The organism is Nocardia gamkensis NBRC 108242, from assembly GCF_001612985.1.
GTDB classification, from domain to species: Bacteria; Actinomycetota; Actinomycetes; order Mycobacteriales; family Mycobacteriaceae; genus Nocardia; species Nocardia gamkensis.
This window is the reverse complement of the sequence record NZ_BDBM01000064.1, coordinates 23878-43737: the sequence shown is the minus strand read 5'-3', so window position 1 is coordinate 43737 and position 19860 is coordinate 23878. Positions and strand designations below refer to the sequence as shown.

Here is a 19860-nt window from a genome sequence, read left to right as displayed (position 1 = left end):
TGCCGGTGCGGCGCACGACCAGGATGTGTTCGACGGTGGTGGGGTCGTTGCCGAGTGCTTGGTCGACGGCGGCTTTGAGGGGGGCGGGTTTGCCGCGGCGGTATTGTCCGTCGGTGGTGATGATCAGGCGGGCGGCGGCGTCGTCGACGCGTTGGCGCAGGGCGGTGGGGGAGAATCCGGCGAATACGACGGAGTGGGTCAGGCCGAGGCGGGCGCAGGCGAGCATGGCGATGATGGCTTCGGGGACCATGGGCATGTAGATCGCGACGCGGTCGCCTGCGGTGAGTCCGAGGTCGGTGAGGGTGTTGGCGGCGCGGGATACGTCGTCGAGTAGGTCGCGGTAGGTGAGGGTGCGGCAGTCGCCGGGTTCGCCTTCCCAGTGGATGGCGGTCTGGTCGCCGTGGCCGGCCAGGACGTGGCGGTCGAGGCAGTTGTAGGCGACGTTGAGTTTTCCGTCGGCGAACCATTTCGCGACTGGTGCGTCGGTCCAGTCCAGTACTTGGGTGAAGGGTTGGTGCCAGTGCAACCGTCCGGCCTGTTCGGCCCAGAATGCTTCCCGATCGGCCGCCGCCCGCTGGTAGAACCCGGCGTCGGCGTTCGCCTGAGCGGCGAACTCCGCGCTCGGCGGGTAGGCGGTGGTGGCGTCGCGGTCATCGGTGGTTGCGCTGGTCACGCGAGATCTCCTAACGAAAGAGCAAGGGGGACGAGGAAGGGCGGGCAGCGATCAGTGCACCACCGCCTTCTCCGCGCCGACGCCGGTGAGCGAGCGGACCTCCATCTCCGCGGCCTTGGCCGGGTCCTCGGACCTGCCGCCGACCAAGGTTCCGATGACGCCGAGCGCGAACGCCAACGGGATGGAGACGATGCCCGGGTTGGACAGCGGGAACCAGTCGAAATCCGATCCGGGGAGCATGGCGGTCTTGCTGCCGGAGACCGCGGGGGAGAACACGATCAGCACGATCGTCGAGATCAGGCCGCCGTACATGCTGAACAGCGCACCGGTGGTGTTGAACCGCCGCCAGAACAGCGAGAACAGGATGGTCGGCAGATTCGCCGCCGCCGCGACCGCGAACGCCAGCGCCACCAGGAAGGCGACGTTCTGCCCGTTGGCCAGGATGCCCAGGGCGATGGCCAGCACGCCGATCACCACCGCGGTGATCCGGGACACCCGGACCTGTTCGCGCTCACCGGCTTTCCCGCGCTTGATGACGTTGGCGTAGATGTCGTGGGCGAACGAGGCCGACGCCGTGATGGTCAGGCCCGCGACCACCGCGAGGATGGTGGCGAAGGCGACCGCGGAGATCACGCCGAGCAGCACCACGCCGCCGAGTTCGAAGGCCAGCAGCGGCGCCGCCGAATTCTGCCCGCCCGCGGCCGCGAGGATGCGGTCCGGGCCGACGATCGCCGCCGCGCCGTAGCCGAGCACCAGGGTGAACAGGTAGAACGCGCCGATCAGGCCGATCGCCCAGACCACCGAGCGCCGTGCCTCTTTGGCGGTGGGCACGGTGTAGAAGCGCATCAGCACATGCGGCAGGCCCGCTGTGCCGAGCACCAATGCCAGGCCGAGGGAGAGGAAATTGAGTTTCGAGGTCTCGCTGCCGCCGTACTGCGCGCCGGGAGCGAGCACGTCGCGCGCGGCGACGGCCTTGTTCGCCGAGCCGGAGACCGCTTCCTGCGCGGAGCCCAGGATGTCGGAGAAGTTGAAACCGAACTTCGCGAACACCATGACGGTCATCAGCGCCGCGCCCACGATCAGCAGCACCGCCTTGATGATCTGCACCCACGTGGTGCCCTTCATGCCGCCGACCAGCACGTAGACGATCATCAGCACGCCGACCACGGCGATCACGATGGACTGCCCGGTCTTGTCGGAGATGTCCAGCAGCAGTGCGACCAGGCCGCCCGCGCCCGCCATCTGCGCGAGCAGGTAGAACAGCGACACGGTGAGCGTGGACAGCGCGGCGGCGGTGCGTACCGGGCCTTCCTTCAGCCGGAAGCTCAGCACGTCGGCCATGGTGAATTTGCCTGTGTTGCGGAGCATTTCGGCGACCAGCAGCAGCGCGACCAGCCAAGCGACCAGGAATCCGATGGAATAGAGGAAACCGTCGTAGCCGTAGACCGCGATGGCGCCCGCGATGCCGAGGAAGCTCGCGGCCGAGAGGTAGTCGCCCGCGATGGCGACGCCGTTCTGCGGGCCGGAGAAACCGCGCCCTCCGGTGAAGTAGTCGGCGGCGGTGGCGTTGTTGCGGCTGGCGCGGATCACCACGATCATCGTGAACACGACGAAGACGCCGAAGATGGCGATATTGGCGACCGGGTTGCCGACCGTCGCGGCGGCGGCGTAGGTGTGCACGGTGTTCACGCTCGGTCTCCCTCGAGGTAGCCGCGGATGGTCGCCGCGCGCGGATCCAGTTCCCGGTTGGCGAACCGGACGTACAGCGCGGTGATGGCGAAGGTGGATACGAATTGGCCCAGGCCGAGCAGCAACCCGACGTTGACGTCGCCGAACACCGGGCGGCTCATGAAGTCGTGGGCGTACGCGCCGAGCAGGACGTATCCGAGGTACCAGAGCAGGAACAACGCGGTCATCGGAAACACGAAGCGGCGCAGGCGCGTTCGCAGTTCCTGGAATTGGGGGCTCGCCTGCACTTCGGCGAATTCTGCTGCGCTCGGCGCTCGCCGCGGGGCGGTGTCGTCGAGTTCGGTACTGGTCATGAGTGTCCTACCAAGTGACGTGGCTTACTTCTCGAGGACGGTAAGCCAGGCCCACGGCTCACCAGTAGGCTGTGGCGTGGGTCACTCTGTGAAGGTGCCCGAATCTGCGCCGAGCGGTCGATGTGACGCGATGAACGGTCGGCCGCCCGTGGCCTCGGTCAGTCCGAGCGCAGGCTGCGCTCGCGGTCGGCGCCCATGCCCAGTCGCTCCGGCGCGTGCATCCGGACGAAGATCCGGCTCACCGTCCTCGCGCCGAGTCCGCGGGTGAACGAGCTGACCAGCACCATGGTGGCGAACGCCAACGGCACGCTGATCGCAGCCGGATAGCCGAGCAGCGCCGCAGGCCAGCCGCCCGCCACCGTGTCGGAGAATCCGCCGGTGACCGAGACGGCGGTCGCGGTGCCCGCGGCGAGCCCGCCCGCGATCAGGCCGGCCGCCGCGCCCGCCGCGGTCAGCCCGCGCCACCAGATGCCCAGCACCAGCAGCGGGCACAGCGTGGAGGCGGCCACCGCGAAGGCCAGGCCGACGGTGCGCGACAGGTCCAGCGACACGACGGTCAGCGACAGCGCCAGCGGAACCGAGCCCGCGACCAGCGCCGCCGCGCGGAAGTCCCGGATCCGCCCGCGCAGCATGTCGGTGCTGAGCACGCCCGCGATGCTCACCAGCAGTCCCGACGAGGTGGACAGGAACGCGGCGATCGCGCCCGCCGCGGCCAGCGCCGCTAGCAGCTGCCCCGGTAGTCCGGCGACCACCGAGCCGGGCAGCAGCACCACCGCGGCATCGGAGGTCCCGGTGATCAGCAGTTGCGGCACGTACAGCCGGGCGAAGACGCCCAGCAGGACGGGGAACAGGTAGAACAGCCCGACCAGGCCGATCACCGCGAGCGCCGTCGCGCGCGCGGCCCGCCCATCGGGGTTGGTGTAGAAGCGCACCAGCACGTGCGGCAGGCCCATGGTGCCGAGGAAGGTTGCGAGGATCAGCGAATAGACCTGGTAGGCCGGATGCGGTCCACCCAAGCCGCCGCCCGGCGCCAGCCAGCCCGCGCCGTCGGCGGGTGCGCCCGCGACCACCGGCACGGCGACCCCGGCTTCCAGCACCAGCCGCGTGCCCGCGGACAGCTCGTGGGTGCCCGGCGCCAGCGGCACCGGGCCGTCGACCGCGCGGTCGTCGAGGGTTCCCGTGATCGAAACCTGCTGCGGCGCACCCACCCGCACCACCACGTCGGTGGTCACGTCGACGGTCGTGCGCTCGGACACCACCGGCGGCGCGGGCGCACCCAGTTCTCGCTCGTCGGCGAGGAAGTGCCCGAGCAGCACCAGCGCGGGAAGGGCCACCGCGGTCAGCTTCAGCCAGTACTGGAACGCCTGGACCAGGGTGATCGAGCGCATCCCGCCGCCGACCACGTTGGCGAGCACGATCGCGCCCACCGCCACCGCGCCCACCCAGTCCGGCACCCCGAGCAGGATGTGCAGGGTCAGCCCGGCCCCTTGGAACTGCGGAATGAGATACACCGCGCAGATGAGCACCACGACGGTGGCCGCGAGCCTGCGCAAACGCAGTGAGCCCAGCCGGAATTCGGCGAAGTCGGGCACCGTGTACGCGCCGGAGCGGCGCAGCGGAGCGGCGACGAACAGCAGCAGCGCCAGGTATCCGGCGGTGAAGCCCACCGGGTACCACAGCGCGTCCGCGCCGTATTTCGCGATCAACCCGGCCACGCCGAGAAACGAGGCGGCCGAGAGGTATTCCCCGGAGATCGCGGCGGCGTTCCAGCGCGGTCCCACGCTGCGCGACGCGACGAGGAAGTCGGAGGTGGTGCGCGCGAGCCGCACGCCGTACGCGCCGATCGCGACGGTCGCCAGCGCCGCGAGGACCAGCGCGGCCACGGTGAGCGCAGGCGCCGTACCCGAGGTCATGGAGCGCTCCGGGGTCGGCGCATCGGTTCGGCGGGCGATGTGGACGTGATCGACTCGTTCATGGTGGAGGGCGCACCATCAGTCCTCGGCCAGTTCGAGGAAGTCCTGTTCGTTGCGTTCGGCCAAGCGCACATAGGTGCGGCCGAGCAGGAACAGCAGCGGGTAGACGGCTCCGCCGAGCAGCAGCCACGGCAACCGGATGCCCAGCACCGCCATGGAGCCGATCGAGCCGGTCCGGAACAGCACCGGCAGCGCGCACAGCAGCGCGATGCTCACCAGGCCCACGCGTAGCGCGAGCCCGAGTTGGGCGCGGATCAGGCCCCCGATGAGCGCTTCACCGAACTCGGTTTGCTCGGCGACCTCCACCCGCGTGCGCACCCGCCGGGCGCCACGTCGCTCGGAGAGCACGACGCGCCTGCGGACCGGGCGCTGCGGCCCGGTCACTGGTTGCCCCAGTGCTGCCGGGGCCGGCGCACCAGCCGTTGTTTCAGCTCACGAACCTGTCTTCGGCTGACCGGCAGTTCGACCGCCCGCGCGTCGCCCTCGGCCCGCAGGCACACCACGGTCCCGGAACCCACGCTGCGCAGCCCGGTCACCAGCCGCAGCGCCACCAGGTAGGACCGGTGCACCCGGAGGAAGCCCGCGTCGTGCCAGCGAGCCTCCAGCGCCGACAACGGAATCCGCACCAGATGCGACCCGGCGCTGGTATGCAGCCGCGCGTAGTCACCGTCGGCTTCCACCCAGCTCACGCTCGATCGCGGTACCAGCGTGGTCACTCCGCCCAGTTCCACGGGGATGACCTCGTTCGGGTCGGTGCGGGCTTCGGTGGCGGCCGGGTGCGGCGCGCTGCGCGCTGCGGCGATCCGCCGCACCGCCTCCGCGAGCCGGTCCTCCCGCAGCGGCTTGAGCAGATAGTCCACCGCGCCCAGGTCGAACGCCGCGATCGCCCGGTCGTCGTGGGCGGTCACGAAGACCACGGCGGGCGCGGCGGCGAACTCCGAGAGGATGCCCGCCAGCTCCATGCCGTCCAGTCCCGGCATGTTGATGTCCAGGAACACCGCGTCGATCGGATGGGCGCGCAGCACCCGCAGTGCGCTGGTGGCGTCGCCTGCCGCGTGGATCTCGCCGATCTCGGTCCGCGCGCGCAGCAGATACACCAGCTCGTCCAGAGCGGGTTTCTCGTCGTCCACGGCGAGCACGCGCAGCGCGCCCGCCGGTTTGCCGGTAACGCGGGTCACAATCGCACCATCGTAAGGCTCCCCTGCGAGGCCGCCGACGGGCGCCGTCGGCGGGACGTGTCCAGCTCCCGGGCGTCGTGCGCGCCGGTCTCATATCCGGTTGCTTGTCGTCGGCATGAACTGTGTTCCGGCGTCGGGTGTCCCGGTCTTGCGTCCGGTTGCTCGTCGTCGGTGTGGGTCGTGGTCGCGGGTCTCGCGCGGTGGTGTGTCGGTTCGGTTGTCGGCGGGGTGAGTTGTGGTCCTGGGCGTAGCGCGTTGGTTTCATGCCCGGTTGGTTGTCATCGTCCTGAGGCCTGGTCCTGGGTCCCGCAGGGCGGTGTTACGCCCGGATGCCCGCGCGGAACTTGGGGACGCGCAGGCTGACCTTCGTGCCCGCACCGGGCGCGGTTTCCACGACCAGGCCGTAGTCGTCGCCGAAGGCCGCGCGCAACCGGTCGTCGACATTGGCCAGCCCGACGTGCGCGGCCTCACCGGAGGCCGCCGGGCCCGTCCCGGTGTCGACGGCGTCCAGCGCGCCGGACCGCAGCAGATCCGGGTCCATGCCGACGCCGTCGTCCTCGACGCTGATCACGCAGTCGGTGCCCGCGTCGGTGGCGACGATGCTGACGGTGCCGCCGTGCGCGGTGCCCGCCAGCCCGTGCCGCACCGCGTTCTCCACCAGCGGCTGCAACGCGAGGAAGGGCAGTACCACGCCGAGCACCTCGGGCGCGATCCGCAGCCGGACCTGTAGCGCGTCGCCGAAACGGGCGCGTTCCAGCGCGAGGTACCGCTCGATGTTGCGCAACTCGTCGGACAGCACCGTGAATTCGCCCGCGGCGCGGAAGGAGTACCTGGTGAAGTCGGCGAACTCGAGGATCAGCTCGCGGGCCCGCGCCGGGTCGGTGCGGACGAACGAGGCGATGGTGTTCAGCGCGTTGTAGATGAAGTGCGGGCTGATCTGGGCCCGCAGCGCGCGCACCTCGGCGCGGTCCAGCCGGGCCCGCGACGCGTCCAGCTCGGCCAGTTCGAGCTGACCGCAGGCGTACCGAGCCACCTCGGCGACCGCACCCAGCCGGCCCGGTCCCGGCTGCCCGGCGCTCACGACTCCCAGCACGCCGGCCACGCCGTTGGATTCGACCAGCAGCGGTTGCGCGATCAGCGTGCGTCCCGCGTGTTCGCCGCGTCCGGGTCCGGCGACGAGCACCGGGCGCTCGCCCGCGACGGCGCGCACGGCGGCTTCGCCGAAGTATTCGGCCAGTTCGGCGTGCGGGCCGTCCCAGGCGAGCAACGTGCCGTCGGGGTCGGCCAGCGCGAGCGCCTCGGCGCCGGTGAGTGCGCGCAGGTGCGGCGCCGCCTCCCGCGCGGACTGCTCGGTCAGCCCGCGCCGCAGCGGGACCGCCGCCAGCGACGCGGTGTGCAACGCCGAATGCACCGCCCGCTCCGCGGGGGTGGTCACCACTCTGCGGGTGCGCGACCAGATCAGCAGCGCCCCGGCGATCAGCGCCGCCGCCGCCGCGACGGCGAGTGCGGTGGTCATGGCGGGCATCGGCGCACGGACTGCATGGGCTGATTATCGCGTCGGCCGCAAACACCGCGGCAAGGCGGCGGCTGTGACGCGAGTGCGGGGTGCGGCCGAGTGCGGGCGTTGGCGTCGACGGCCGCGCAACGGGCCGAATCCGGTGAACGCGGAACCCGCCTTCGTCGGGCGTGGCCGCTGTCCTGCGGTTTTGCCGGAGTTCGGTAAGGGGTCGCGTCGCCGCTGGTGGATACCACCGCCGCACTGAATGGCCGAATCCGTCCACGCGGACCGCGCCGCCGCCGGGCGCGGGCGCGGTCCGGCCTGCGGGAATTCTCAGCCCTGGTACTGCGGGACCGTGAACTCGATGGTGCCGGGTTCGGGGAAGTGCGCCGCGCCGATGCTGACCGTCGCGGTGAACTGGCCGATGCCGGGAAGGAACAGCGCGGAGTGGCCGCTGTTGCCCCAGTAGCCGGGACCCTGCGCGACCACTTGGAACGTACCTTCCTGGCCGGTGTCGACATTGCGGTAGTTCAGCGTGACCGGCAGCGTGCACGGCCCGGCGCCGAGCAGCGTCGCGCCCACGGTGAAGGCCGCCTGGTTGGGGTAGGCGTTGCCGTTGACCGACATCTCCACCTGCCCCACGCACGGCCCCTGGGCCAGGGTGTACACGGTGGCGAACGCGGCGGGCGCGGCCGCGGCGGGCGCGGCCGTCGCGGCCAGTGCCGCCATCGCCGTAGCGGGGACCATCAAGAGCGCTGTCGTCGAATTCATCGACACCTCCACGTTTTCGGGAAAATCCGGTCTGCCGTGCTGGCCCGTCCCCGAGAAGCGCCGGCATCGTCGTGGGGAGGGAAGCAGAGATTACCGCCGAGCCACGGCCGCCGTTCGGGTGTTCCCGAATTCGGCAAGACCCCGACACTCGCGGAAATCGGCCACTCACACGGCGAGTCCCCAGGACGCGCCGGTGATCTTCCCCACCGACACGCCGGACGCCCGAGTGGCGCCAGCGCGCCGGTCCGAAGCAGTCGGTGGGCACGCCTAGAATCGGTCCAGCCAACCCCCGTCGAGACCTTGGGAGGAAGGACCGTCTTGGCCGCCTCGTCCGGATCGTTCGTCCATCTGCACAACCACACCGAGTACTCCATGCTCGATGGTGCGGCCAAGATCTCGCCATTGTTCAGCGAGGCGAAACGGCTGGGGATGAACGCGGTCGGGATGACCGACCACGGCAACATGTACGGCGCCTCGGAGTTCTACAACTCGGCCAAGAAGCACGACATCAAGCCGATCATCGGCATCGAGGCCTACATCGCGCCCGCCTCCCGGTTCGAGACCAAGCGCGTGCAGTGGGGCGATCCGAGCCAGAAGGGCGACGACGTCTCCGGCTCGGGCGCCTACACGCATATGACCATGGTCGCCGAGAACGCGACCGGCCTGCGCAACCTGTTCAAACTGTCCTCGCTGGCCTCCATCGAGGGCCAGCTCGGCAAGTGGGCGCGCATGGACGCGGAGATCATCGCCCAGTACGCCGAAGGCATCATCGCGACGACCGGCTGCCCCTCCGGCGAGGTGCAGACCCGCCTGCGCCTCGGGCACGAACGCGAGGCGCTCGAGGCCGCGGCCAAGTGGCAGGAGATCTTCGGGAAGGAGAATTTCTTCCTCGAGATCATGGACCACGGCCTGTCCATCGAGCGCCGGGTCCGCGAGGGGTTGCTGAACGTCGGCAGGCAGCTGGGCATCCCGGCGCTGGCCACGAACGACTGCCACTACGTCACCAAGGACCAGTCCGCCAACCACGAGGCGCTGCTGTGCGTGCAGACCGGCAAGACGCTGTCGGATCCCACGCGGTTCAAATTCGACGGTGACGGCTACTACCTGAAGTCCGCCGAGGAGATGCGCGCGCTGTGGGACGCCGAGGTGCCCGGCGCGTGCGACAACACGGTGCTGATCGGCGAGCGGGTCCAGTCCTACGACGACGTGTGGGCCTTCAAGGACCGCATGCCGATCTTCCCGGTACCCGAGGGCGAGGACCAGGATTCCTGGCTGCGCAAAGAGGTCGACCGCGGCTTGGCGCGCCGGTTCCCGGACGGCGTGCCCGACGAGTACTACACCCGCGCCTACTTCGAACTGGACGTCATCAAGCAGAAGGGCTTCCCCGCCTACTTCCTCGTCGTCGGCGACCTCGTCAAGCACGCGCGAGAGGTCGGCATCCGGGTCGGCCCCGGCCGTGGTTCGGCGGCCGGTTCGCTGGTGGCCTACGCGCTCGGCATCACCAATATCGACCCGCTGCCGCACGGCCTGCTGTTCGAGCGGTTCCTCAACCCGGAGCGCCCGTCCGCGCCCGATATCGATATCGACTTCGACGATCGCCGCCGCGGTGAGATGGTCCGCTACGCGACCGAGAAGTGGGGCACCGACCGGGTCGCCCAGGTGATCACCTTCGGCACGATTAAAACCAAAGCCGCGATCAAGGACTCCGCGCGTGTCCAGTTCGGCCAGCCCGGCTTCGCCATCGCCGACCAGATCTCCAAGGCGCTGCCGCCGCCGATCATGGCCAAGGACATCCCGCTGTCGGGCATCATGGACCCCGATCACGAGCGGTACAAAGAGGCCGCCGAGGTCCGCGAACTCATCGGCAACAACCCGGACGTGGCCAAGATCTACGAGACCGCGCGCGGACTCGAGGGCCTGATCCGCAACGCCGGTGTGCACGCCTGCGCGGTGATCATGTCCTCCGAACCGTTGATGGACGCCATCCCGGTATGGAAGCGGCCCCAGGACGGCGCGATCATCACCGGCTGGGACTATCCGTCCTGCGAGGCCATCGGCCTGCTGAAGATGGACTTCCTCGGTCTGCGCAACCTCACCGTCATCGGTGACGCGCTGGACAACATCAAGGCCAACCGCGGCATCGACCTGGACATGGACAACCTGCCGCTGGACGACCCCGCGACCTACGAATTGCTCTCGCGCGGTGACACGCTCGGCGTCTTCCAGCTCGACGGCGGTCCCATGCGCGACCTGCTGCGCCGCATGCAGCCCACCGGCTTCAACGACATCGTCGCCGTGCTCGCGCTCTACCGCCCCGGCCCGATGGGCATGAACGCGCACAACGACTACGCCGACCGCAAGAACGGGCGGCAGCCGATCAAGCCGATCCACCCCGAGCTGGAGGAACCGCTCAAGGACATCCTCGCCGAGACCTACGGCCTGATCGTCTACCAAGAGCAGATCATGTTCATCGCGCAGAAGGTCGCCTCCTACTCGATGGGCAAGGCCGACGCGCTGCGCAAGGCCATGGGTAAGAAGAAACTCGAGGTGCTCGAGGCCGAGTACAAGGGCTTCCACGAGGGCATGACCAACAACGGCTTCTCCGAGGCCGCGGTGAAGGCGCTGTGGGACACCATCCTTCCGTTCGCCGGCTACGCGTTCAACAAGTCGCACGCCGCGGGCTACGGCCTGGTCTCGTTCTGGACCGCCTACCTCAAGGCCAACTACCCGGCCGAGTACATGGCGGGCCTGCTCACCTCCGTGGGCGACGACAAGGACAAGGCCGCGGTCTACCTCTCCGACTGCCGCCGCCTCGGCATCACCGTGCTTCCGCCGGACGTCAACGAGTCCGAGCAGAACTTCGCCTCCGTCGGCAAGGACATCCGCTTCGGTCTCGGCGCGGTGCGCAATGTCGGCGCGAACGTCGTCTCCTCGATCATCCAGGCGCGCAAGGAGAAATCGAAGTTCACCGATTTCTCCGATTACCTGAACAAGATCGACGCCATCGCCGCGAGCAAGAAGGTCACCGAATCGCTGATCAAGGCAGGCGGTTTCGACTCCCTCGGGCATCCGCGCAAGGGCCTGATGCTGATCCACTCCGATGCCATCGACGCCGTGATGGCCACCAAGAAGGCCGAGGCGATCGGTCAATTCGACCTGTTCGGCGGCTTGGACGCGGACGAGTCGGTGACCTCGGTGTTCAACGTGAAGGTCCCCGACGAGGAGTGGGAGTCCAAGCACCGGCTCGCACTGGAGCGGGAGATGCTCGGCCTGTACGTGTCCGGGCATCCGCTCAACGGCGTCGAGCACGTGCTCGCGGCGCAGGCCGACACGCAGATCCCCGCCATCCTGGAGGGCGACATCAAGGACGGCACCCAGGTGACCGTCGGCGGCATCCTGGCCTCGGTGAACCGGCGCATCAACAAGAACGGCCTGGCCTGGGCCTCCGCGCAGCTGGAAGACCTCACCGGTGGCATCGAGGTGCTGTTCTTCCCGCAGTCGTACTCGGTGTACGGGATGGACGTCGTGGAGGACGCCGTGGTGCTGGTCAAGGCGCGCGTCTCGGTCCGCGACGACCGGATCTCGCTGATCGCCAACGATCTCGCCGTGCCCGACCTGTCGGCGGTCGGCGTCGCGAAGCCGCTCGCGGTCACCGTCACCACCCGCATGTGCACGCCGGACAAGATCGGCGAACTCAAGCGGGTCTTGTCCAGGCACCCCGGCACGTCGGATGTGCATATCCGGCACGTCGGCGCCCGAGACAAGACCACGCTGCTGAAACTCGACGAACGCCTGCGAGTCTCACCGTCCTCGGCACTGATGGGCGACCTCAAGGCGCTGCTCGGTCCGGGTTGCTTGGCGAGCTGAGCGGCGGGCTCGCTCAGCGGGTGCCGCGTAGTCAGGTGTCGAGCCACTGCTCGATTCGCTCGAGATTCGCGGCGAAGACGACGACGTCGCCGTCCTCGGCGTCCAGCAACTTCCAGTCGTGCGGTGGGACCGGATCGCGCACCAGGCAGTAGCCCGCTCGCGTAGCGCGGTCGGTGAGTTCCCGGAGCCGTCCGGTCGGGTCTTCTTCGGTTCGATTCACGAGGGATTGCTCCATGGGCGGTGTTGGCGTGCGGAATCCGGTGTGATGCGCCCGGCGGCAATCAGGGCGGTGAACGCGGCGCGCTTGCGGGCGCAGTCGTGATCACGGTGCAACTGCATGGCCCGGTGTGCTGCGGCGACGGGCAGGGCGGCGCGGCTGGTCGGTCGGCCGTACATTCTATAGCCGCTCTCCTGTTGTGGTTCGATGTCCAAGACCATCGAGGGAGAGTTAGCTGGTGGACCCGGGGTTGTGGACCGTACGGCGGTTCGATCTGGAGCGCTCGTGGCCGAACTTGCCAGAGGGGCTGGAACGCATTGCGCTGGATGTGGGGCCCTGGGCGCGGCAACTGGGAGTCCGGCACGGCCAGTGGTTTATGTTGGCGCCGAACGGGTTTCCCGATGATCGGGTGAATCGGTTCCTCGCATCGGCGAAGTTCGGGGTGCTGGCTGAGAACACGCGCCGAGATTACGCATACTCGCTGGCGTTGTGGCTGAGTTTCCTGGAGTCACGGGGTTGCCCGTGGTGGCAGGCGGATGAGGAGCACACCGAGGAGTTCGAGTTCTGGCGGTTGACCGATCCGGCGAACATCGCGACGGTCAAGACGTCGACGTTCGCGAAAGACGTTGCCGCGTGCAAGAAGTTCTACACCTAGGCCTCCGGCCGCTACGGCGATGTGGACGACGTGTTCGCCGAGGTGGACTATCCGAAGGCCAAGCGGGACGCAGCCGTGAAGTGGCTGGACCCGGCGGCGTGGGCACGCTGGCGAGATGTCGGATTGCGGGGGCGGGACCTGTCGGGTCGACCGGATCGATCGTGGCGTGGCCGCAACGACCAGCGTGACGCGGCATTCGCCGACGGACTCTACGGCACCGCCCTGAGGTTGAGCGAGTGGGCCAGCGTGGTGCTACCGGAGCTGCCGCGACTGCAAGCCGGGCGCGGCTTCTACACCTGCCAATTGGCCAGCAAGTGCGCCAAGGGCGGCTATGGGCATCCGTACTGGATTCCTCGGCGCGCGCTGAGTGCGGTCTGGGCTTATGTCGAGGGCGCTCGCGCGCGGATGGTTCGCCAAGCGCAGGCTGCTGGCGTTTATGAACGGCTCCCTGGCCGGATGCTGGTGGACGTCGATCGCCGTCCTGGTTCGGTGGTGATGCCCGACCAGGAGAGCGGCGGCTGGGTCGTTCGGGACTGGAATTTGGTGGGTTCATCGTTGCGGCGCAGAATGTTTCGGGAGACAGTGGCCGGTTTGGAGCCGGTGTGGTTGTGGTTGAACGAGGACGGGCTGCCGCGCGATCCCCACGCCTGGCATCACAGCTTCGATGCCGCGAACCAGCGCGTCGCTGCGATAGGTTTGGACAACTTCCGGGTGAATTCGCACATGAGTCGTCATTCGGCTGCCCTGCGATGGTTCTCGGTCGGGAAGCTGGTCTACGCCAAACGGGTCGACCATCTCAGCGAGAACGAGACCCGCGATTTTCGTTACCAGTTCGGCGACACATGGGATTTCGTGCAAACCATCCTCGGTCACCGCCGGGTGGAAACCACAAGATCGGTCTACCTCGAGCCGTTCCAGAATCTGTCGGTGGAGGTCCTGCTCGCCCAGGTCGAAGGTCTCGACATCGACAAATTCGTCGTCGAAGCCGTTGCGGGACACTCACGCGTGATCACCGACCCGCTGGGCGCGCGCCCGGTGAGCCGGCGCGGACGCAAAGCCGCCCTGCCGAGCACCGAACCAGCTACTGCCCGAGGCATTCTCGGTGAGACCAGTGTGGTTCGGTGCTTCGCCCAGGAGGGCAGCGAGCACAAGGACTTCGACTTCACCGGCCTGCCGGTGGCGGCGGGAATGCAGCGGGAAATGGCGGTCGCGTTCGCTCGACGGACGGCTCCAGGAAGCCGGTTGACGTCGATGCACTCGATACGAGCCGTGTTTCAGGCGATCACCACGTTCGCCACGTATTTGGCGAACCTTCCCGCCCCACCCAGGCTGATAGATGATCTGGTGCCAGGCCATATCGACGGCTTCGTTGCCCATCGTCGGGGGATGCGGAATGCCGCAACCGAATTGGGATCGGTGAAGGGGGTCCTGTTGGGCGCCGATGGCATCACCGACGCCTTGGTGGCGAAGCTGCGAGAGCGCAACCCGCACCGGCGCGTTGCGGGGCCGCCAACGGCGAGCTACAGCAGCGCAGAGTTCAAACGGATCGCGACGGCCGCGCGCGAGGACCTGCGCGCTGCGGCTGTCCGGATTCGCAACAACAGGCAGCTGTTGCGGGAATATCGCGAGGGGAGCTCGGCAGACCCTGAGCGGAGAATGGAACTGCTGGATTTCGTCGACCGCTACGCTGACGTCCCCCGATACAAGTACATGCGGTCGCGGACCGGGGCGGTCACATCCCAAGCGAAGGATTGGGTTCGTCGACTCGGCTCGACCGTCGACGCGGTCGCTCAACTTCATCTGGTGGGTCGAGAGCTCGTCGCGGGAGCCATTCTGCTGGCTGCCATGACTGGACAGAATCGCAGCGTGATCCTCAATGCCGGTGTCGCGCATCATCGCGCTGACGGGCATGTCGGGCAGACAGCGGCGGCGATCCTGAACACCCGCAAGCCCAGGCGCGGCGGCCGCGCCTATATGAACTTGGTGTTGGAGGAGGTTCCGAACTGGATCAGTATTCCCGACCGTCATGAGGAGTTGTCGGCCCGCGACGAGCTGCACACCCCGTTTGGCGTTTACGCCCTGATGATCGAGCTGACCGCGCGGTCGCGTGAGTTCATCGGTACAGACAAGCTTTTCGTCGGCTACACCAGCACCGCCGGCGGGCACTGCGAGAACGGTCGGGGGCTGCGGGTGATGGACAAACTCGATAGCTGGTACGCCGGGTGGAGCAGGTCGCACAATCTGGTGTCGGACGCCATGTCCGGCGAGGGGAACCCGGTTGCGTTGCAGGTTGCGATGAACCGGGTCAGGTTGACCTATCTCGAGTTGCACCAGAAGCCGGTCGCACATCGTGAACAGACACTGGTCAAGGACTATCTGTCGCGCAATCGCGGCAGCGTCGACGAATACCGGAGAGTCGTCGCCGAGGCACTGGCTGGAGAGGTCGACAGAGCGCGCGCACGCGGTGTGATCGACCACCTGAGCATCGACGACCTCGCACGGGCTCACGACGATCCCGATGGGGTCGCTGCCGAACACGGCATGGACGCAAGGGTTCTCGAACGCATGATGGCCCGCAAGCTCGACACCGTGATGGCGGCTTGCGCCGACGACGGCACAGGCCCGCACACCGCCGCAGGGGCGTGCCAAGCCTCGTTTATGCAGTGCCTGAGCTGTCCCTGCGCGCGCGCCATGCCGCATCACCTGCCAATTCAGGTGCACGTTCACAGTCAGCTCGGCGCCCGCAAAGCGCAAATGGATCCACTGACCTGGGTCGAGCGGTTCGGGTTCGCGCACGCCCAACTCGCCGAATTGCTCGCCCGCCATGACCTCGCCGATGTCGACGACGCTCGAGTGGGCGTCAGCGACGCCGACCGCGCATTAGTGGAGCGATTCCTGAACAGAGAGCTCGACCTGCGATGACCGACCGCGCCCTCGACGTCTTTGCCGCCCATACCGTTTCCGCCGCCGATCGGTGGCCGCGGAACGAGACGCTGGTGCTGCTGGATCGTGAACTACTGCCGGGAACCGATCCGGCCAGGTTGTCACGGTTCGGTGATGACCGGTGGCATCTCAACGAGGCGATCTTCGAGGCCGGCGCCGACGCGACCAGCCTGAACTTCGCCGCCATCCCGATACCGATGCAGCTGACCGCGAAACACTATGTCTGGCAACTGATCAACACCGAATGCCCGGCATGGATGCGGTGGATGAGGGTGAGTCGGCCGTCGATCCTCAGTATCGACTCCTCGTGGGCTTCATTGAAGGAATTCCTTGTCTGGTTGCACCGCCATGACGTCACCGAGCTGCAGGACGTCACAGCCGAGCTCCTCGATGACTACCTGATCGATCTCAGCGCCCGCGACATGTCGCCGCTGGCGAAACACAAGCGGATCAGGGAGGTTCGGCGGCTGTGGTCCTATCGAGACGCGCTCCCCGAGCAGATGAGACTGCCACCCTTGCCGCCATGGGGCGGAGACAGGTCGCATGAACTGCTCGGCAAAATCGCCCAAAGTCGAGCGAACCTCACCCCACGCATCGCCGAGAAGACCATGCAACCGCTGCTGGCATGGTCTCTGCGGTTCGTCGAGGACTTTGCCGAAGACATCATCGCCGCCTACGCCGAATACCGGTTCCTGGACAGCCGCAGCATGGAAGGCCGCCGCCGAACCGGGCCCGTGATCCGCTCACCGAAGGGCCGGATCGAGGGGTTGGTCATCGAATACCTCGACCGGCTCCGCTGCACCGGCGGATCGCTGCCGGGCCGGATCACCCCCGACGGAATCATCGAGATCGATTGGCCCCATCTGGGCCGGATCTTCGAATGCGCCCCTCATGGCCTGAGCAAGGCGGCGATCGGCCAGGCCATCCGCGAATCGGGAATCCCGGTGGCAGACAACGCTTATCTGGAGACGCCGATTACCGGGCGCCTGAGCGGGCAGCTCTGGCTCGACCGCCCGATCGCCCACTTCGAAGCACGCACACTGGCGCGGCATCTGAGCGCCGCTTGCGCGGTGATCATCGCGTATTTGTCCGGCGCCCGCGCAGCAGAGGTTCTCAACCTCGAACGCGGATGCATCGAGTACGACCCGCAAACGGATCTGCTGCTCATGTCTGGCACCTACTTCAAGCACGCAACCGACGACCGCGGCAACAAGATCCCCCAAGGGGCACCACGACGCGATCCCTGGGTCGTCGTCGAGCCCGTCGCCGAAGCCGCCGCAGTCCTCGAACGCCTACACGATCACCCTCTTCTGTTCGCGAACAACGTTGCCCGCCAGCGGTATTACAACAGCACCCGCAAAGGCGAAGCGCGACTGGCCAGCATCGTCGCAAAGGACTTGGAATCGTTCACCACCTGGATCAACACCTACAGCGTCAGCCGCGGCATCGACGGCGTTCCCGCGGACCCGCAAGGACCGCTGAACCTGTCCCGTTTCCGGCGAACCCTCGCCTGGTCCATCCGGCGCCGTCCCCGGGGAGTCGTCGCCGGCGCACTGCAATACGGGCACGTCGAAACCCGGATGTTCCAGGGCTACGCCGGAACCTACGAATCCGGATTCCCTGACGACTACGCCTTCGAAGATTTCCTGGCTCGTCTGGATGAAATTGCCGAGAATCATCGGGCCCTCGCCCAAGGCGAACACGTCAGCGGCCCGGCCGCCGACGACTACGGGATGCGAGTCTCCGCCGCTCACAAGCAATTCGGCGGCCACGTCCTCAGCACCGGGAAGCAAGCCCGTGACCTGGTCAACAACCCACTTCTGCAGATTTTCCACGGCAAAGGCATGACCTGCGTGTTCGACCCCGCCCAGGCTGCTTGCCAGCTCCGCGGCACCGCCGATGACCCCATGGTCACCCCCGACATCGATGACTGCCGGCCCCGCTGCCCGAATATCGCCCGCACCGGCCGCGACATCGCCGAAATCCGCAAGCGCCGCGATGAACTCGCCGAGATCGTCGCCGACCCGCTCGCCCCGCCGATCCGGCACCGCCGCGAACAGCACGAACTCGACCGCCTCGACACCATCCTGGAGAACCACCAGTGACACCAACCATCGCGACGGAGAAGAATCCGATCCGCAAGCAACTCCTGGCCGCGATGGACCGCCTCCTCGCGGGCAAGCCTCTGCGGTCCACCGGTCGGCTCAGCGTCTCCCAGCTGGCCGTCGAAGCTGGTCTCGGCCGCTGGCACCTCACCCACCAGCACACCGACCTCAAAGAACTGTTCCAAGCCCGCGTCAAAGACGCCGAATCGGCGGCCGCGGCCGCCGAGCCCAGTCCATGCGACAAGCTCAAGGCCGAGCACGCCGAGTTGCGCGCACACTGCACCGAGCTCGAACAGCAGTTGCAGCTCTACGCTTCGGTAATCAACTTGCTTGCCCTGGAGAAGGACGCTGCAAGCAGCAGAGCGTCGGTTGCCGACCTCGACACTGGTCGGCGCCGCCGCCAGGCCGTGATCGGCCCCTGCTGATTCGCCAATTCTGGGACGCACGTACTAAATTCTTGCACTACCGAATGTTCGCGAGATCGACTGGCGACCAACGGCTACGGCGCTCCAGATCGCTCGGAACAGGCAGGTGCGGACGTCCGTACCCGCCCGAGCTGGGCGATGGTTCGTTCACGAGCTGGACCGCGATTGTTGAGTCGCTGGGGCGGGTCAGGATTGGACGGATCTCCTGAGCGGCGCATTCATTAAGCTGCCGCCCCGGCGTGGACTTCGTACCGATCGGAGTCGATGAGCACGCCGAGGGCGAGCGAGGACTTGCATGAGTCGGAGACTCCGGCGGTCGCCACCAGCTTGCCCAGCGGCACCGTGACGTCGACGTCCTCGAGGTTGTGCGCCCGGGCGCGGCGCGGCAGTCATGCGAGTCAGGCGGTGCCGGACGGGCGGACGTCGCGTTCGCAGACGGCGAGAACGTTGCCGGAGGGGTCGTAGAACCAGGCGAACCAGGGGCCCTTGGCGCGGTAGATCCCGTCCGGGTCGATCTGTATGGATGTTCCCTCGTAGTGCTCGAATTCCACGCCGCGCCGGGTGAGGTCCGCGACAGCGATGGGCAGGTCGGGGACGACGATGTTGAGGATGGTGAATCGTGCAGGTTGGTGCTCGGGGTGGGCGTAGGCGACGGTGTACGCGCCGCCGGGGAGGTGGATGAAGAGCATTCCGTCCCGGTCTTCAATACGCAGGCCGAGTACGTCCTGGTAGAAGGTGCGGGTCGATTCCAGGTCGTTCACGGTGAAGGAGCTGTAGGCGTCGGTCGCGGTGTCGGTCATCACGGGATCCTTTCGTTCGGATATTCGGGTGCGTCGATGTCGCCGGGCATAATGACGGCCGCGCCCCGCTCGCCACGCCGGTGAAGCTCGGACAGGCGGGGGCGGAGGGGGTGCGGCGTGGAGGTTCCGGTCACATGGCGCGGCTCGAGCTGAGACCGGGGTTGCGATGGAGGGGCTGCACGGAGGGCGATCGCCGCCATCGGAGCGGCATGGTGACGGCTCTCAGACGATCTTCTTCGCGGAGCCGAAGTCCATGTCCATCGGGCGAATGAACGACCAGGTGGAGTGGATGACCCGCCACTGGGAGTCCTCTTCCTTCTGGAAGAGCTCGATGCAGTTGTACTTCATGTCGATGAGGTTGGTGTCCGAGAACAGCTGGTAGGTCAGCAGTGCCGTGTCGTCGCCGAACTGTACGCGCGGGCTACGCATTTCGTACTCGTCGGCATGGAGCTTGCCGTCCACTCCGTCCAGGAAGGTGTCGATGGCTTCGTGGCCCTCGACACGCTCGGGATGTGCGGCGTCGAAGTAGGTGAAGCTCCTGCGCGACCACAGCTCGCGGTATCCGGAAACGTCGCCCTTGAACCACTTATCGAGGGCGCTCTTCTCCAGCCCGATGAGATGCTCGGCGAGCTGCTTCTGCTCGTTGGTGTAGTTCGCTTCGTAGTCAGGAACGGTAGACATGGTCTTCCTTTCGTGTATCCCGCAGCCGGCTC

17 protein-coding genes are annotated in these 19860 nt (G+C 67.5%); 5 read left to right on the top strand and 12 right to left on the bottom strand.

What is annotated here, in order from left to right; translation table 11 throughout:
• The 8 genes from NG1_RS31545 to NG1_RS31510 form a co-directional block, all read right to left on the bottom strand.
• Nucleotides 1–673 (bottom strand): AMP-binding protein (locus tag NG1_RS31545; protein ID WP_157114353.1); only part of this gene is annotated, 673 nt, incomplete at its 3' end.
• Between the two features lie 51 nt (nucleotides 674–724).
• The gene (locus NG1_RS31540; RefSeq protein ID WP_174315432.1) at nucleotides 725–2362 is read right to left on the bottom strand and encodes a monocarboxylic acid transporter; all 1638 of its coding nucleotides are present in this window, start codon (nucleotides 2360–2362) and stop codon (nucleotides 725–727) included.
• On the bottom strand, nucleotides 2359–2715 hold the full coding sequence (locus NG1_RS31535) for a DUF485 domain-containing protein (protein ID WP_062976986.1): 357 nt from the start codon (nucleotides 2713–2715) through the stop codon (nucleotides 2359–2361). Before NG1_RS31535 ends, NG1_RS31540 begins: the two co-directional genes overlap by 4 nt.
• A 158-nt stretch (nucleotides 2716–2873) precedes the next feature.
• Nucleotides 2874–4628 (bottom strand): sodium/solute symporter, encoded by a 1755-nt coding sequence (locus NG1_RS31530; protein ID WP_062976983.1) that lies wholly within the window; start codon nucleotides 4626–4628, stop codon nucleotides 2874–2876.
• 78 nt (nucleotides 4629–4706) lie between these two features.
• On the bottom strand, nucleotides 4707–5072 hold the full coding sequence (locus NG1_RS31525) for a hypothetical protein (protein WP_062976980.1): 366 nt from the start codon (nucleotides 5070–5072) through the stop codon (nucleotides 4707–4709).
• A complete protein-coding gene (locus tag NG1_RS31520) occupies nucleotides 5069–5866 on the bottom strand; it encodes a LytR/AlgR family response regulator transcription factor (protein ID WP_062976977.1) in 798 nt (265 codons plus the stop codon). Before NG1_RS31520 ends, NG1_RS31525 begins: the two co-directional genes overlap by 4 nt.
• Nucleotides 5867–6185: 319 nt before the next feature.
• Nucleotides 6186–7382: a sensor histidine kinase gene (locus NG1_RS31515; RefSeq protein WP_040865970.1), complete on the bottom strand. Its 1197-nt coding sequence runs from the start codon at nucleotides 7380–7382 to the stop codon at nucleotides 6186–6188.
• Between the two features lie 315 nt (nucleotides 7383–7697).
• Nucleotides 7698–8135 (bottom strand): hypothetical protein, encoded by a 438-nt coding sequence (locus tag NG1_RS31510; RefSeq protein WP_062977003.1) that lies wholly within the window; start codon nucleotides 8133–8135, stop codon nucleotides 7698–7700.
• Between the two features lie 318 nt (nucleotides 8136–8453).
• Here NG1_RS31510 and dnaE point away from each other — a divergent pair, with 318 nt between their 5' ends.
• Nucleotides 8454–12002: a DNA polymerase III subunit alpha gene (dnaE, locus tag NG1_RS31505; RefSeq protein ID WP_084499339.1), complete on the top strand. Its 3549-nt coding sequence runs from the start codon at nucleotides 8454–8456 to the stop codon at nucleotides 12000–12002.
• Between the two features lie 31 nt (nucleotides 12003–12033).
• On the opposite strand, the gene NG1_RS31500 is transcribed toward dnaE, so the two are convergent.
• Both NG1_RS31500 and NG1_RS31495 read right to left on the bottom strand, forming a co-directional pair.
• Entirely contained in the window at nucleotides 12034–12222 is a 189-nt protein-coding gene (locus tag NG1_RS31500) for a hypothetical protein (protein ID WP_157114352.1), read from the bottom strand.
• Nucleotides 12219–12440 carry a hypothetical protein gene (locus NG1_RS31495; protein WP_157114351.1) on the bottom strand — a complete coding sequence of 74 codons (222 nt, stop codon included), beginning with the start codon at nucleotides 12438–12440 and terminating at the stop codon, nucleotides 12219–12221. The genes NG1_RS31500 and NG1_RS31495 overlap by 4 nt, the downstream gene beginning before the upstream one ends.
• A gap of 17 nt (nucleotides 12441–12457) precedes the next feature.
• Between NG1_RS31495 and NG1_RS38610 the strand changes: the two genes are divergently transcribed.
• From NG1_RS38610 to NG1_RS31475, 4 genes are read left to right on the top strand one after another with little or no spacing between them, the layout of a single operon-like run.
• Complete coding sequence (locus NG1_RS38610) at nucleotides 12458–12874, top strand: site-specific integrase (RefSeq protein ID WP_062976969.1); 417 nt, start codon at nucleotides 12458–12460, stop codon at nucleotides 12872–12874.
• Between the two features lie 21 nt (nucleotides 12875–12895).
• The gene (locus tag NG1_RS38605) at nucleotides 12896–15796 is read left to right on the top strand and encodes a hypothetical protein (RefSeq protein ID WP_245660138.1); all 2901 of its coding nucleotides are present in this window, start codon (nucleotides 12896–12898) and stop codon (nucleotides 15794–15796) included.
• Complete coding sequence (locus tag NG1_RS31480) at nucleotides 15793–17922, top strand: site-specific integrase (protein ID WP_062976967.1); 2130 nt, start codon at nucleotides 15793–15795, stop codon at nucleotides 17920–17922. Before NG1_RS38605 ends, NG1_RS31480 begins: the two co-directional genes overlap by 4 nt.
• Complete coding sequence (locus tag NG1_RS31475; protein WP_245660137.1) at nucleotides 17919–18347, top strand: hypothetical protein; 429 nt, start codon at nucleotides 17919–17921, stop codon at nucleotides 18345–18347. The genes NG1_RS31480 and NG1_RS31475 overlap by 4 nt, the downstream gene beginning before the upstream one ends.
• A 398-nt stretch (nucleotides 18348–18745) precedes the next feature.
• On the opposite strand, the gene NG1_RS31470 is transcribed toward NG1_RS31475, so the two are convergent.
• Nucleotides 18746–19147, bottom strand: coding sequence for a VOC family protein (locus NG1_RS31470; RefSeq protein ID WP_062976964.1), 402 nt, complete (start codon nucleotides 19145–19147; stop codon nucleotides 18746–18748).
• A gap of 222 nt (nucleotides 19148–19369) precedes the next feature.
• The gene (locus tag NG1_RS31465; RefSeq protein ID WP_062976961.1) at nucleotides 19370–19828 is read right to left on the bottom strand and encodes a YybH family protein; all 459 of its coding nucleotides are present in this window, start codon (nucleotides 19826–19828) and stop codon (nucleotides 19370–19372) included.
• Between the last annotated feature and the right edge of the window lie 32 nt (nucleotides 19829–19860).

Excerpts from the sequence above, each read along its gene's own strand:
- NG1_RS31535 (WP_062976986.1), bottom strand. The coding sequence starts at position 2,715 with ATGACCAGTACCGAACTCGACGACACCGCCCCGCGGCGAGCGCCGAGC.
- NG1_RS31510 (WP_062977003.1), bottom strand. The coding sequence starts at position 8,135 with ATGAATTCGACGACAGCGCTCTTGATGGTCCCCGCTACGGCGATGGCG.
- NG1_RS31470 (WP_062976964.1), bottom strand. The coding sequence starts at position 19,147 with ATGACCGACACCGCGACCGACGCCTACAGCTCCTTCACCGTGAACGAC.
- NG1_RS31495 (WP_157114351.1), bottom strand. The coding sequence starts at position 12,440 with ATGGTCTTGGACATCGAACCACAACAGGAGAGCGGCTATAGAATGTAC.
- NG1_RS31515 (WP_040865970.1), bottom strand. The coding sequence starts at position 7,382 with ATGACCACCGCACTCGCCGTCGCGGCGGCGGCGGCGCTGATCGCCGGG.
- NG1_RS31530 (WP_062976983.1), bottom strand. The coding sequence starts at position 4,628 with ATGACCTCGGGTACGGCGCCTGCGCTCACCGTGGCCGCGCTGGTCCTC.
- NG1_RS31480 (WP_062976967.1), top strand. The coding sequence starts at position 15,793 with ATGACCGACCGCGCCCTCGACGTCTTTGCCGCCCATACCGTTTCCGCC.
- NG1_RS31465 (WP_062976961.1), bottom strand. The coding sequence starts at position 19,828 with ATGTCTACCGTTCCTGACTACGAAGCGAACTACACCAACGAGCAGAAG.